The organism is Psychroflexus gondwanensis ACAM 44 (genome assembly GCF_000355905.1).
GTDB classification, from domain to species: domain Bacteria; phylum Bacteroidota; class Bacteroidia; order Flavobacteriales; family Flavobacteriaceae; genus Psychroflexus; species Psychroflexus gondwanensis.
In genome coordinates, this window is record NZ_APLF01000005.1 from 1 (window position 1) to 13,892 (window position 13,892).

12 protein-coding genes are annotated in these 13,892 nt (G+C 34.9%); 7 read left to right on the forward strand and 5 right to left on the reverse strand.

What is annotated here, in order from left to right; genetic code table 11:
- Positions 1-202: 202 nt before the first annotated feature.
- Positions 203-742, reverse strand: a complete 540-nt coding sequence (locus tag PGOND44_RS14965; protein ID WP_003438186.1) for a hypothetical protein — start codon at positions 740-742, stop codon at positions 203-205.
- A gap of 158 nt (positions 743-900) precedes the next feature.
- Positions 901-2,040 carry a tyrosine-type recombinase/integrase gene (locus PGOND44_RS05685; protein WP_003438192.1) on the reverse strand — a complete coding sequence of 380 codons (1,140 nt, stop codon included), beginning with the start codon at positions 2,038-2,040 and terminating at the stop codon, positions 901-903.
- Positions 2,041-2,320: 280 nt separating this feature from the next.
- On the opposite strand from PGOND44_RS05685, the gene PGOND44_RS15250 reads away from it, so the two are divergent.
- Entirely contained in the window at positions 2,321-2,539 is a 219-nt protein-coding gene (locus PGOND44_RS15250; protein WP_223810277.1) for a hypothetical protein, read from the forward strand.
- A 330-nt stretch (positions 2,540-2,869) separates the two neighbouring features.
- On the opposite strand, the gene PGOND44_RS05690 is transcribed toward PGOND44_RS15250, so the two are convergent.
- On the reverse strand, positions 2,870-4,708 hold the full coding sequence (locus tag PGOND44_RS05690) for a DUF4139 domain-containing protein (protein ID WP_003438198.1): 1,839 nt from the start codon (positions 4,706-4,708) through the stop codon (positions 2,870-2,872).
- A gap of 76 nt (positions 4,709-4,784) precedes the next feature.
- Between PGOND44_RS05690 and pxpA the strand changes: the two genes are divergently transcribed.
- The 3 genes from pxpA to PGOND44_RS05705 are packed head-to-tail and all read left to right on the forward strand — an operon-like array spanning position 4,785 to position 7,092.
- Positions 4,785-5,525, forward strand: a complete 741-nt coding sequence (pxpA, locus tag PGOND44_RS05695) for a 5-oxoprolinase subunit PxpA (protein WP_003438201.1) — start codon at positions 4,785-4,787, stop codon at positions 5,523-5,525.
- Positions 5,522-6,229 carry a 5-oxoprolinase subunit PxpB gene (gene pxpB, locus PGOND44_RS05700; protein ID WP_003438203.1) on the forward strand — a complete coding sequence of 236 codons (708 nt, stop codon included), beginning with the start codon at positions 5,522-5,524 and terminating at the stop codon, positions 6,227-6,229. The genes pxpA and pxpB overlap by 4 nt, the downstream gene beginning before the upstream one ends.
- A gap of 2 nt (positions 6,230-6,231) precedes the next feature.
- On the forward strand, positions 6,232-7,092 hold the full coding sequence (locus PGOND44_RS05705) for a 5-oxoprolinase subunit C family protein (protein ID WP_003438206.1): 861 nt from the start codon (positions 6,232-6,234) through the stop codon (positions 7,090-7,092).
- Here the strand turns inward: PGOND44_RS05705 and PGOND44_RS05710 are convergent.
- Positions 7,064-8,446, reverse strand: coding sequence for an aldehyde dehydrogenase (locus PGOND44_RS05710; protein WP_003438209.1), 1,383 nt, complete (start codon positions 8,444-8,446; stop codon positions 7,064-7,066). The genes PGOND44_RS05705 and PGOND44_RS05710 overlap by 29 nt on opposite strands.
- Before the next feature lie 108 nt (positions 8,447-8,554).
- On the opposite strand from PGOND44_RS05710, the gene PGOND44_RS05715 reads away from it, so the two are divergent.
- The 3 genes from PGOND44_RS05715 (at position 8,555) to PGOND44_RS05725 (ending at position 13,178) form a co-directional block, all read left to right on the forward strand.
- On the forward strand, positions 8,555-10,315 hold the full coding sequence (locus PGOND44_RS05715) for a TonB-dependent receptor (RefSeq protein ID WP_003438212.1): 1,761 nt from the start codon (positions 8,555-8,557) through the stop codon (positions 10,313-10,315).
- Positions 10,316-10,407: 92 nt separating this feature from the next.
- A complete protein-coding gene (locus PGOND44_RS05720) occupies positions 10,408-11,538 on the forward strand; it encodes a hypothetical protein (RefSeq protein WP_003438215.1) in 1,131 nt (376 codons plus the stop codon).
- Positions 11,538-13,178, forward strand: coding sequence for an amidohydrolase (locus PGOND44_RS05725; protein ID WP_003438218.1), 1,641 nt, complete (start codon positions 11,538-11,540; stop codon positions 13,176-13,178). The genes PGOND44_RS05720 and PGOND44_RS05725 overlap by 1 nt, the downstream gene beginning before the upstream one ends.
- Here the strand turns inward: PGOND44_RS05725 and PGOND44_RS05730 are convergent.
- A complete protein-coding gene (locus PGOND44_RS05730; protein WP_003438221.1) occupies positions 13,171-13,878 on the reverse strand; it encodes a class I SAM-dependent methyltransferase in 708 nt (235 codons plus the stop codon). The genes PGOND44_RS05725 and PGOND44_RS05730 overlap by 8 nt on opposite strands.
- Positions 13,879-13,892 lie beyond the last annotated feature (14 nt).

Consider the following 13,892-nt stretch of genomic DNA (forward strand, 5'->3'; position numbering starts at 1 on the left):
AACGCCTAAGCTATAAGTAGTGCGGGAGCAGAGAAGCAATTCCCATTCCGCCACAGCCCGTAGCAAAAGCTTTTTGTTTTAATTTATGTTTTTTGTTTAAAGTAAAATCCTAAAGATTTTGCGACCTCATAAAAATACGCAAACCTTTCGATTTAGCACCTTAGCCCGCATTACTTATAGGTTTTGTTGTAAGCAGGCTTTTTTATTTTCTTTTTATTTTCAGTTCAATATCCAAGAAATACTCACTATCTTTTTTTATATCAAATTTTTCAGGATGGTTAATCAAGAATTGAGCTAGCCTCTGTTCATTAAATGCACAATAATCTGCATTCATTATTAATACACCGTATATTTCAAGAATATTTCTTGCTTTCCGTTTTGGTTTCAAAAAATCAACGCATAATTCCAAAGTCGTAGAATCAAGCTTTAAGATACTAATTTTTGTTTTCCAGTTAAAATCATTTTCAGATTTTCCAAGTCCATAAAGCGCATCAAGTATTTCTTGAACTCCGAATCCAGATTTATGATTTTTTTGATATAAAGGAGTTATAAGTTCTAACGTTTTTTTGTATTTCTTATTTATGTTAAGAATTACCGCAAACCTTTGTTGTGCGTATAAATCGGAAGGTTGTTTTCTTGCTCTTTCTTCTCTTAGTTTTAGTAAACTAACCCAATCTTCTTTTTCAAAAAGAACCTTATCATCTTCCCAGTCCTCTAATTCATATGTGTGTTCAAAATTCATTAATCGAAATGCTCTTTTAGTAATTTATTTATTCTCAAATATACGTATCTGATTAATCGTTTTTTGAATCAGTTTATTTATGCGTAGGGTTTTTCTCAGCTTGCTTACAACATCCGTATAAACCCTATTCAAATCTTCATTATAGGGTATATATCTATTTAGGACGTTGTTTTATTTTCATCTAAACTAACACTTTCATACATATTATCCAATGGACTTTTTATTGTTTTGTTATTAATCGCTAAAACTCGAGTATAAATTTCTGTGGTTTTTGAGCTATTATGACCTAAAGCGGCCTGGATATGTCTTAAACTTGTCCCCCGTTCCATAAGGTGTGTGGCAAAACTATGACGTAAAGTGTGTGGGGTACTCCAAGGGTTTCCGTTGGTGTCTTTCACAGCTTTGCGATAAATACTTTGTATACTAGTACTGGAATACTGCCCGCCAGTTTGACCCTCGAACAACCAGTAAGCTGGCTTATAGATCTTGTAATACTCTCGAAGTAATTCTAACAGATGCTTGCTAAGTACGGTATGCCTGTCCTTCTTTCCTTTGGAGTCCTTAATAAAGATATAACCCTCTTCACTTCTTATGTCTACTACTCTTAGTCTAATCAATTCTCCAACACGTAAGCCTGCACCGTAAATAGTATGGAGGATAGTTTTGTGCTTCAAATTACTAGGGCTGTTAATGATCTTTTTAACTTCGTTGATATGAAGGACGTTAGGTAAATCTTGACTCTTTTTAGGTCTAGTGATGTTATAATATTCTCGTGGTAACCCTAAAGTATGCTCGTAGTAGCACTTAATAGCGTTAATAATAGTGTTTTGAGCAGATTCGCTTATCTTATATTTACTGATCAATTCAAAAACATAGCCTTCTATTTGTTCCTTAGTCACTGATTTAAGAGATTGGTTTTCGAAATATTTAAAAAAAGGTTTTAGCGAGCTTTTATAATTATCGACTGTGTTTTTACTAAATCCCTTTAAAACCATTTTTTGATGGGTTTTTTCAAGTTCTGCTTCACCCTGTCTGTTAAGGTCTATCTTGGGCATGCCCCTTGGTGCAGACTCTCCAACTTGAAGTAATTTACTGCCAAAGAGACTTTCAATTTTTTTAAGATTCTCTACTGTGTTAATCAGACTCCAAAGGTTCTGTTGAGGGTGATAATAGCTAGAGTCAAGTTTTTTAAAGCATTCCCGTTCAGCTTTCATAAGGAATGGAATATACACCTTTAACCGTTTGGCTTTTGGTAATGCGGTATAGATTAGAATGTTTTGATTTTTAGGGGCTTTCATTGTTTTTAGTCATATATAAATCATGTCAGGAGCTTCTAAATTAGTTAGAAATAAACTTAAAAGTCAAGTCTTTTAATAATTTAAAGGTATTTAACCGTTAAGAACGGATAGCCTATATTTAAGGATTGGTATAGGTGTTGTGAAAAATAAATGTAAAATATGTAAGAAAACAATCATTGGGAGATCGGACAAGATCTTCTGCTCTACCTATTGTAAAAATTACTACCATAAGCATCTGCGATATGCAACCAAAAAGGCCGCAGTAGAAATTAATGGGTTTTTGAAACGCAATTATGCCATACTACTTGAGCTCGTAGGAAAGAATAAAACACAGAGAAAAGTGTATCGCAATCTACTTGCCAACAAAAACTTTCGCTTTAAATACCACACCCACCTTCAAACAAATTCTAAGGGTAAAACCTATCATTATATTTATGATCTAGCATGGATGCCATTTTCAGATGATGAAATCTTGATCATTAGAAAAAGGAATCCATAACTTTAGAAATGCATATTGGCTATAATCTAATTATAAAAAGGATGCCCTACAATTTAAAATGCTTTCCTCTTTACGGAAGCCTTTATATACTTAAATAAATACCTTCTCTAATTTATGATCAGAAAGAGCCATTATTTGATATGCCGGTATTCCAGCGTAATAAGTATTGGTAAAAAACTTCTTATTGGTCTCATCAGTTATTAAATCACCTATATTATAAGACTTTATTACTAAATTAAATTTATAATGTCGTAGGAATAAATTGAATTATACGACAATATAAATTCAATTTGGTAGTAGATCGTGACGGGTGGTTGGGATAAACTCTCCTTAGGGCCTTAAATTTAAAACTCTATTCTTAGGATATTTTAAAGTGTAGCTATAGCTCAAAGTGGTTTTTTCGTTAGGCTGTAGTTGTACTTTCCAAGTTATATATCCAGTTTTAGAATCGTATTCTGCCTTGCTATAGTTTACATCTTCGACCTCTATGGACTCATTTCTAGAAATAGGCACACGTTCTTGAATAAGAATATTAACCACTGAATTTTTAGTGTTTTTTACTTCAATTTCATAAGCTTTTTCGATAATTCTAGTGTTACCAAAGAAAGTCTGAGAAGTCTTTTTTCTAGGAAGTGTGCGTTCCAATACAATCTTTTCATCGGTACCTAAGGAGATGCTTAGGTTATCCTCTAAAAATCCAAGGTTTAAACTAGTAGTACCAAGATAGCTATTTGCAAAATATAAGTTGGCAGTCCCCTCTATCAAGTCAAGGTCTTGCCAGTCTTTTAATTGAGCAATCAAAAATACAGAGGATGACAATTCTGGAGCAGAGTAGTATTCGTAGGTAGTTTTAAGCTCGTGTTCATTGAGTTGGAACTGTTTATAGTCGAAATTTGAAGCCAAGCTGATGGGTTGAGGAAGTTGAAACTCAACAGAAGTCTGTTGTTGTATAGCTTGAGCAACCTCTTGGACAGCGTCAACTGATTCTTTTCTTTTTGAGTTTCCATAACCCATAATAACTACTTCGTCTAAACTCGCGGAATCTGTCTCAAGATTAATGTTAATATTACTGTTATAAACGGGAATACTGACGCTTTCAAAACCTAAATATCTATAAGTGATTGTTTGTGAGTTTCCAACATCGATAGAGTAGTTCCCATCAAAATCCGTTTGAGTGCCGTTATTCCCAATCATCACATTTACACCTGGCAGAGGTTGACCTTGTTGGTCAAATACCTTTCCCCGAACACTTTTTACACTAGGGTTATACCTTAAATTTTGATATTTATTAGATTGTCTTTTTTGTTGAACCGGAGAATTATAATCTAAATAATAAGGCTCTAATTCTGGTTTGACAGAGTTGCTATTTGGTTTTGCAGTGGATAGCTTTAAGTTGATGTTTTCCCAATCCTCCCCGCTGCTCTGGTAAACCTTTGCTTTATAGGTAAGAGTGATGTTTTCATCAATATCTTCAGCTTTGAGGTCATAGGACGCATACCAGCCTGCATCAAAAATAAAGTAACTCAAAGCAATAGTTCTGTTTCCACTATTCTCAGCTTCTAGTTCAAGCGTTATCTTACCTCTGTTAATTCGGTTTTTACTTTCTAGTTTATTGATCTCATTAGTGAGTTTTGAAATGTCTTCGTTATGCGCTTTAAGAAGGAGTTGTTGGTCATAAATTGAATTGGAAATAGATTCAATCTGCGAGGAGTAATACTCTTTGTAGGCTTTTATTTTTTCAACGTTCAATTCATTTTCGCCGCCATCCAGGTTTTGATTATTTTCTAGAAGCGCTATGGACTTTTCTAAGGATTTTATTTTGTTGTCTGTATAAGCTTTCTTTTTTTCGAAGTCTTTAAGTTGATTCCTCAATTTATCTAAAGCTATGGAGGACTCCTTTTCATTTAAAAAGTCAGTTTCGAAAGAAATAAAATTCAAATTGATATTTTCAAGACCATTAACGATGATACTGGATTCATCGATATTTGGCGATAAGTTGTCGAAGATTAACGTAGTAATACCTTCATTTAAGTTGACCTTTTTTTCTGAAGTCACTTGAGCGCCAGAATTATAGACAATCGCAGAAACGACCTTAGAATCTACAGTTTGGGTTTGTGAGTAAAGTTGAAAATTTAGAACGAAAACTAGGAGAATTAAAATAGACCTCATATAAATTGGTTTTATACTGGAAAAATACTTAAAATTGTTTTGAACTCAGCATAACTTTTATAAATTTCAAATAAAATTGACAACTATAAATCTAAATTGTGACTTAGGCGAAGGAGGGAAGTACGATGCGCTATTAATGCCGTTTCTGTCTTCTTGCAATATTGCTTGTGGCGGACACTATGGAACTTTCGAGTCTGTAAGAACAGCTGTTGACCTTGCAAAACAGCATCATGTGCAAGTTGGGGCACATCCTTCTTATCCAGACCTAGACAATTTTGGTCGCCAGTCTATGTCACTTCCCTTCCAAGACCTTAAGGAGAGTCTACACCATCAAATCGATTTGGTAGAAGAAGCCTGTTTGTTATATGAGGTCAACTTACATCACGTAAAGCCTCATGGGGCTTTGTACAATGATATGCGGAAAAGTCCAGAACTAGCAAATTTAGTGTTAGAGGTTATTCAGGAACGAAATAATGATTTGGTAGTGTTTAGCCCGCCTAGAGTAAATTTTCAAAACGAAATTCCAGATTCGATTCATATTTGGATTGAAGGTTTTGCAGATCGAGCCTATCAAAACGATTTAAGTTTGGTTCCAAGAACTCAAAAAAATGCTGTTCTAAACGATCCAGATCTTATTTTCAAAACTGTTTTCAATATGATAAAACATCAAAAAGTGAAATCAATTTCGGGTGAAGAAATCGATCAGAAATTTGATACTATTTGCGTGCATAGCGATACTCCAAATGCCCATGAAATTTTGAAGATATTGACCACCCAATTATCTAAAAATGGAATCAAAATAGATAGAAAATCATGAGTGAATCTGTGCGTATATTTCAGCTTAGTGAGCGTTCAATTTTGATTGAATTTAACCGAGATATTAATAAAAGTCTCCTATATTTCCTTTTGAATTTAAAAGAAAATATCTTTCTAAATAAAGGTGAACAAATACTTCAAGTTACAAATACATACAATTCATTATTAGTTATTTACAAATCCACTATAAATAATTTATATAGTGAAAAAGACAATTTTTTAGAACTTATTTCCGACGTATCTACAACGGATATGCCTAAGACTCCTACCAGAAAAATACCAGTATGTTACGAGTTGGATTTTGGTTTAGATTTAGAAGAAGTTTCTAAAAAAACTGGCCTATCAATTTCAGAAATTATCAAGCGTCATACTCGCCCAATTTACACCGTATATTTCATCGGATTTTTACCTGGTTTTCCTTATTTGGGAGGTATGGATTCTTCCTTGTTTTGCAGGCGAAAATCCAATCCTAGGTCTAAGATAAATTCGGGTTCAGTTGGGATTGCTGGATACCAAACTGGAATTTACCCTTCAAGCTCTCCGGGAGGTTGGCAAATTATCGGAAGAACACCACTATCTTTATTTGATAGTCATAAAACAGATACCCCGTGTGTTTTAAGTCCAGGAGATTCGCTCCAATTTGAATCAATTTCTAAGGAAGAATTTGATGACCTTCAATCTCATCCTTCCGACATAAAACTATAAGAATGAGCATTTATATTCACAAAGCAGGATTGTATTCTTCTCTACAAGATAAAGGAAGGTTCGCGGGGATGCCTTACGGGGTTCCGATTTCTGGAGCTATGGATCAAAATCTTTATCATTTTACAAACCATATACTGGAGAATCCCCCCAATTCTTCATCAATGGAGTTTTATCAACAAGGCTTAGAACTTGAGTTCACTTCACCAACATTTATGTGTATAGGCGCTTTAGGAGGCGATTTTAAACTCAATGATAAAGCGGTAGAACCTTTCGAAATCTTAAAGATCAAAAAAGGAGACTATCTTAAGATTAAACAACTAACAAAGGGGAATTGGGGATATATTGCTGTGAAAGGCGGCTTTGAGTCTGAAGGGCCGTTTAACAGTCAAAGTTTTTATGAGCCCATAACGAAGCGGCAATTTGAAAATGATGATGTTTTAATTTACAGGGCTTTCGATGGAGTGAGTGGTGGGGAGTCACCAGTATTGGACATGAGTTATTACACTTCAACTGAACTGGAGGTGTCTGAAGGTCCTGAATTTTATAAGCTAAGTCAAACCTTAGACTACCAATTAAAACATGCTGAGTTTTCTTTGTCTACATCTTTGAACCGCATGGCTTATCAAATCCAAGAGCGTTTGGCAAATGACTTGGAGGAAATTATCACGGGTCCTGTGCTGCCGGGAACTATTCAGTTTACGCCTGCTGGGAAAATGATAGTATTGATGAGAGATGCACAAGTGACAGGTGGTTACCCACGAATCCTTCAGTTTTCTGAAAAGTCCATAAATCAGTTGTCGCAAATGCGAGTCAAATCAAAATTCACTTTTAAGCTTACCGGAATAAATTCAGAAAAGATTTGAAAGAATCCAGTCGTTTGTAAGGGGGATATTTTATAGGGATATCCAGCCAATTTTTACGATGAACAATGGGTTTTTGGCGTGTAAAAGCATCAAATGACGCCCTGCCATGGTAATTACCAACTCCACTAGCACCTACACCTCCAAATGGAAGTTTATCGTTTACAAAATGAACGATAGTGTCATTGATGACTCCTCCTCCAAAATCGAAGCTTTGATTTACTTGATCGGTGAAAGAACTTTTTTCGCTAAACACGTAAAGAGACAAAGGCTTGTCGAAGCTATTGATAGTTTCCTCCAAATCCTTAAAATCGGTGAAGCTAAACAGCGGTAAAATAGGACCGAAAATTTCTTCTTTCATCAGTGGAGAGTCAAAATCTGGAGAATCCACTAGCGTAGGAGATATGAAATTGGTTTCTGCATTAGAAATCCCGCCATAGATGACGTTTTGATCGTTTAGAAATCCATCTAATCTTTCAAAGTGAGAAGCATGGATAATTCTCGCATAGTCTGAAGACGCTTTAGAAGAATCTCCATAAAAGTCTTTAAGGGTTTCTATTAACTTCTGCTGAAATTTCTCTCTGATGTCTGAATGAATAAGCAGATAGTCTGGAGCGATGCAAGTTTGACCAGCATTCAAAAACTTTCCCCAACAAATTCGTTTGGCGGCAATATCTAGATTTGCAGAAGCATCTACAATGCAGGGATTTTTTCCACCCAATTCCAGAGTGTGTGGCGTCATATGTTTTGCGATCTGCTGCGAAACAATTCTTCCTACAGGGACACTTCCTGTAAAAAAGACATAATCCCATTTTTGATCTAATAAAATTTGAGCTGTGTCTACAGCGCCTTGGATTACTTTAGCTTGGGAGTCTTCAAATACTTCACTGATTATTTTTTCTAAGACATCTGCGGTATATGGGGCATGTTCAGAAGGTTTTAAAACAACTGTATTTCCGCAAGCAATAGCTCCAATAACTGGTGTAATAGCTAACTGAAAGGGGTAATTCCAAGGGGCTATCACAAGAACTTTCCCCCAAGGCACGTAATAGATTTTATCACTAGAGGGGAAGTTTAGCCAAGCAGAGGAAATTGATTTGGGTTTGGACCATTTTTTAATTTTTTTGATAAAGAGGTTTAATTCCTTGTAAGCCACAAAAAGTTCGGTAGTAAAAACTTCAAATTCTGGCTTTTGAAAATCTTTATAAAGCGCATCTACAATATCCTGTTCATGAGATTTAATACTAGCTTTTAGTTTTTCTAGAGTCTGTATTCTTTCAGAAATAGATTTCGATTTTTCAGATTTTAAAAATTGATCCTGTTCGATCATCAAACTTTTGACTTGATCTTCCTTCATAATTGCATTTTTTTAAATTTAAGCTTTAGTATGAAATAAAATTCAACCTTATAGAGTTATTTATGTTTTAAAGATGACGTTATTTGCACAATTAAACAAACGAATAAAATGAACTTGACCATCAAGATAAACCTAATTTTTTTAGTTGTTTTTTTAATAAGTAATAAAGCAATTGCTCAAAGAGATACCATTAACACTGATAAGTTGATTATCGTAAAGCAATACTCACCTACGGTAAATGATGCCTTTAAAATTAAGCAAAAGCCAAGCGAAAAGGATTCTATAAAACAGTTACGTCGAGACTTGTCCTATTCTTTTATCGACGTTCCTGTAGCTTCTACGTTTACACCTGCAAAAGGAACAGCCTCTGGCGTTCGCATGTCTCCGCCAGACAAGCTTTTTGAAAACTATTCAAGGTTTGGAGTAGGAAATTTCTCAACTATTCTAGCCGATTTTTATAGTAATTTCGATATCAATCGAGACCGTCATTTAGATATTGCCTTTAATCATTTATCCTCCCAAGGAGGTATTGATGCTGTTGTATTGGATGATGATTTTTCAAATACCAACCTAAGATTAGATCTCACATCACAAGATCGATATTTCGATTGGAATACTGGTTTTGACGTGAATCACAGGGAAGTCAATTATTACGGATTGGAATCAACGCTGGCAAATGCTCTATCTCAAGACCAACTTAAGGCTATAGATCCCAAACAAACCTATACAAAACTAGAAGCTTTTGGAGGAATTCGTTTTACAGACCTTGTTTTAAAAGAAGCAGATATAACCGTCTATAATTTTACAGATAATTTTAGCAGTTCAGAACAATTGCTAGATATTCAACCTTTAGTAGAAATTCCCTTAAGGACTCAAAATTTATCAATCAAAGGAGATTTTAAGTTTTTGAATGGCTCTTTTGAAGAGCGTTTGATAGGGGATGGAAGCTTGGATTATCAACAATTCCAAGCAGGAATTAATCCTTTTATGAAGTTCAATATTCAGAATGTAAATTTGAAGTTAGGAGCTAAAGCTGTCTTTTTTAGTGATATGGAAAATAGCGAGAATAAAGTCTTTTTTTATCCAGATATAAAAGCTGAGTTTAGTCTTAACCAAGAAACTATCAAAGTATTTTTAGGAGTGGACGGTAGTCTAGAGCAAAATACCTACGAAAATTTATCTCAGCAGAATCCATTTTTATCTCCTACTCAATTCATAAGACCTAGCAATAATCAATACAATGCTTTCGCAGGGTTTACAACCAAATTATTGGAAAACTTGTCCTTATCTTCTCAAATCAATTATTCTAGCACAAACAACACTGCTTTTTTTATATCAAATCCAGATATTGATTATGGCAATGGTCAATCTAAAAGAGGCTTTGATTATCGAAATTCCTTTAGTGTAGTATACAACGATTTAGAGACCTTTGGAATCTCTGCGGATTTAGCATATCAAATTGATAGTGATTTCAATATAGGCTTCTTTGGAAAGTATTCAGATTTCTCAACAGGAAATGGAGAACCAGCCTGGAACCTTCCTGAAGTTGAATTAAGGGCTTATGCAGATTTTAATTTTACCAAAAATTGGAATTTCTCAGCAGCATTATTTTATATCGGAGAACGTAACGATGCTTTAGAAAATATTTCGATAGATTCCAATTCATTTCCAATTTCAAGTGGTCGGATTAATAATACAGTAGATGGCTATTTAGATCTTAATGCGTCCTTGGAGTACAAGATCAATCCTAGACTTGCAGTATTTGTGAATGGAAATAACCTATTGAACAATTCTTACAACCGTTGGCAGAATTTTGAAGTCCAAGGTATACAAGTCCTAGGGGGACTAACTTACCAATTCAACTGGTAACTGTTTGCTTAATTTTCTTAACAAAAAGGAAACATTAGAATGCTTTATTTAAGTAGATTTGCGAAAATTGATTTTACAACAAATCCTAGCTGATGGCAAAGAAGTTTAAACGTTATGATCGCGATAGGCCTTATTTAAATATTCTTGATTTTCTTTCTGAAGAAAAAACGTTTTTAATTATAATTGTAGTAGGTATTATCGTTGCTGCAACGTCTACTACCAACGCCAATTTTGCTATGTGGGTTGGTTTCTTTTTTGCTGCTTATGCTGCTGTGGCAAACGATAGTATACAGTCTCTAGGAACCTTTATAGAAAGTAATAAAGCAAATAAATGGTGGATTCTTTGGCTATTTATTGGAGGTATTTTTTTGGTAACCGTCACTTTCAGTTTTATTTATTTTGATGGAGATGTGACTTACCAAAGATTGACCAATCCGGATGGTACTTCCGACTATCCACACCCCGAGAAATTCACTTTTTTTCAAGTTATAGCTCCTTTAGTCTTGTTGATTTTGACGAGACTTAAAATGCCAGTATCTACAACCTTTTTATTATTGAGTGTTTTCAGTGCCGATACCTCAGGTATTACATCGGTCATTTTCAAAAGTTGGTCCGGTTATATTTTAGCATTTATAATTTCATTTTTGGTGTGGTATTTATCCTATAACACCATTAGAAAGTACTTTAAGAGCAGGAAACATAGTCAATATTGGATGGCGGTTCAATGGATTGTGAGTGGCACCTTGTGGGCGACTTGGGTGATGCAGGATGGCGCTAACATTGCCGTATTCCTACCAAGGTCACAAACTGTAGGTCAGTTTTCAATTTTTGCCTTAACCATATTCTTTGGTTTAGGTTTACTATTCTACTTACGAGGTGATAAAATTCAAGGAGTAGTGAGCGAAAAAACTAGAGTTTCTGATATACGTGCAGCCACTTTAATAGATTTGTCTTACGTTATCCTTCTGGTTTACAAGCTCTTTATTTCTACCGTACCTATGAGTACAACTTGGGTTTTTCTGGGTATTATCGGCGGTAGAGAAATTGCCATTAGCCTTTCTCGTAAGAAAAAAGGAAATAAACACAAAAAGAAAGCGGCCCTTATGATAGGTAAAGATTTTGGTTATGCCATGATAGGACTCTTTGTTTCTATAATTCTGGCTGCCAGTGGAAATTCTGCCATACGTGACGAAATTTATTCTTCAATTCAAAACTTATTTTAATGAAAATTTTTATTTCTATTCTTTCACTTGTATGTGTAATATTGTCTTCTTGTGAGTCTAAAGAAGAGGTTGATCTCCTGGTTATAAATGCTAAAGCGTATACCGTAGATGCAGATTTTTCTACTGCTGAAGCCTTTGCTGTTAAGGAGGGGAAAATAGTAGAAGTAGGGTCAACTTCAGATTTAAGTTCGAAATATACGGCTAAGGAAACTCTAGATGCGGAACAAAAAACGATCCTGCCAGGACTTATCGATGCCCACGCACATTTGTATAATCTAGGCTTAAAACTAAGCCGTGTAGATCTAGATGGAACTGTGAGCTATAAGGATGTGATCTCAAGATTACAGGAGTTTAAAAAGAAATTTCCTGAAACAGAATACATCATTGGTAGAGGATGGGATCAAAATGATTGGCCCATAAAAGAATTTCCTACAAAAGATACTTTAGACTTACTATTTCCAGATATTCCGGTGGCACTTACCAGAATAGATGGACATGCGATGATTGTAAATCAAAAGGCTCTAGATAAAGCTAATATTGATGAATCCACTCCGGTTTTTGGAGGAGAAATAGTTCAAAATAATGGAAAGCTAACAGGAATCTTAATCGATAATCCTATGGCTAAAATTAGAGCTACATTTCCAAAATTGGATAAAGCGGCTCAAACTACTGCCCTAAAATCTGCTGAAGATATTGCTATTTCCTTAGGACTTACAAGCTTAGTCGATGCGGGTTTAAATTCTGATGTGATTCATTTGATAGAGGATTTGCAAAATGCGGGTGAGTTAAAAATGAGAATTTATGCCATGTTAAGCAATAATGAAGAAAATATAAGTGAATTTTTAAAGTCGGGTATTTTAAAAACAGACCGTTTGAATGTGAGTTCTGTAAAAGTATATGCAGATGGCGCTTTAGGCTCAAGAGGAGCCGTTTTAAAAGAACCCTATTCAGATAAGGAAGATCATTTTGGAAGTATGATTATCGACCTAAATGACTTTAAAACCTTAGCAGTTAGATTATATAATTCTGAATTTCAAATGAATACTCACGCTATCGGCGATTCTGCTAATTACGTAGTGCTTAAAACCTATGATAGTTTATTGCAGAATGACGAAAACAGAAGGTGGAGAGTAGAACACGCGCAAGTGATGGACGATAAGGATTTTAAATATTTTGATGGTGAGAACATTATCCCATCTGTTCAACCTACCCATGCTACGAGTGATATGTACTGGGCAGAAGATCGTCTAGGCAAACAAAGAACTGGTTTTGCCTATGCTTATAAAACTCTTTTGGATCATGCGGGTAAAGTTGCTTTAGGAACGGATTTTCCTATCGAAAATGTAAACCCTTTCCTCACCTTTTATGCGGCTGTTGCTAGACAAGATTTAGAAAACTATCCTGAAGGAGGTTTTAATCCTGATGAAAAACTGTCTAGAGAAGAAACATTGAAAGGAATGACGATTTGGGCTGCTTATGCCAATTTTGAAGATAAAGAAAAAGGAAGTTTAGAGCCAGGTAAATTTGCTGATTTTATCCTTTTAGATCAAGATCCAATGGAAGTGGAATTAAATAAAATTCCTACTACCAAAGTACTTTCCACTTATATAGGAGGCGAAAAGGTCTATAGTCTTAATTAAGTTTTAGCTTGGCTAGAAACCCATAGTGATCATCTGAATAAATTAACTCACAGGTGAATCCTTCTTTTTCTGAAAGGTCTTTCAGTAACTCGAAGTCCAGATATAACCACGGGAATGGTCGAGAGGTTTTGTTTTTATAACTGGTCGAATACGTTATTTCCCCATAATATTTGCTATCATCCATAATTTCATTCTCGTGGAGGAAAATCAAGTCTGAAGAGTCCAGCAATACTTGGCCATCAGGTTTTAGAAGAGTTTTGATTTGATTAAAAAAAACAGGCAGGTTTTTAATCGTTTGAGCTATGCCTATGCCATTCATTAATAGAAGTATCGTATCAAAAGTTTTATCTTTTAAAATAAAGAAATCGGTTTGCATAGCTTCAGGCAACCCTCTTTCTTTACAAATTCCAATGCATTTTTTAGAAATATCAATTGGTAATACGTCTAGACCTCTCTTTTTTAATTCTAAGCTATGACTTCCTGCACAGCAGCCAACATCCAGAGTTGTACCCATCGAGAGCTGGATTGCTTTCTGCTCAATTTCGGGCATTTCTTCATAAGTTCTAAATAAATATTCTACTGGAATTTTATCATCATAAAAGTCTTCAGCATGAACAATGATTGGGGTTTGATCTTGTCTTTTGTAGTGACTTTCTACGGCTAAGCCAAATATATCTTTGGATATAGAGTTAGGATTCAAGTGTATGATTTTAT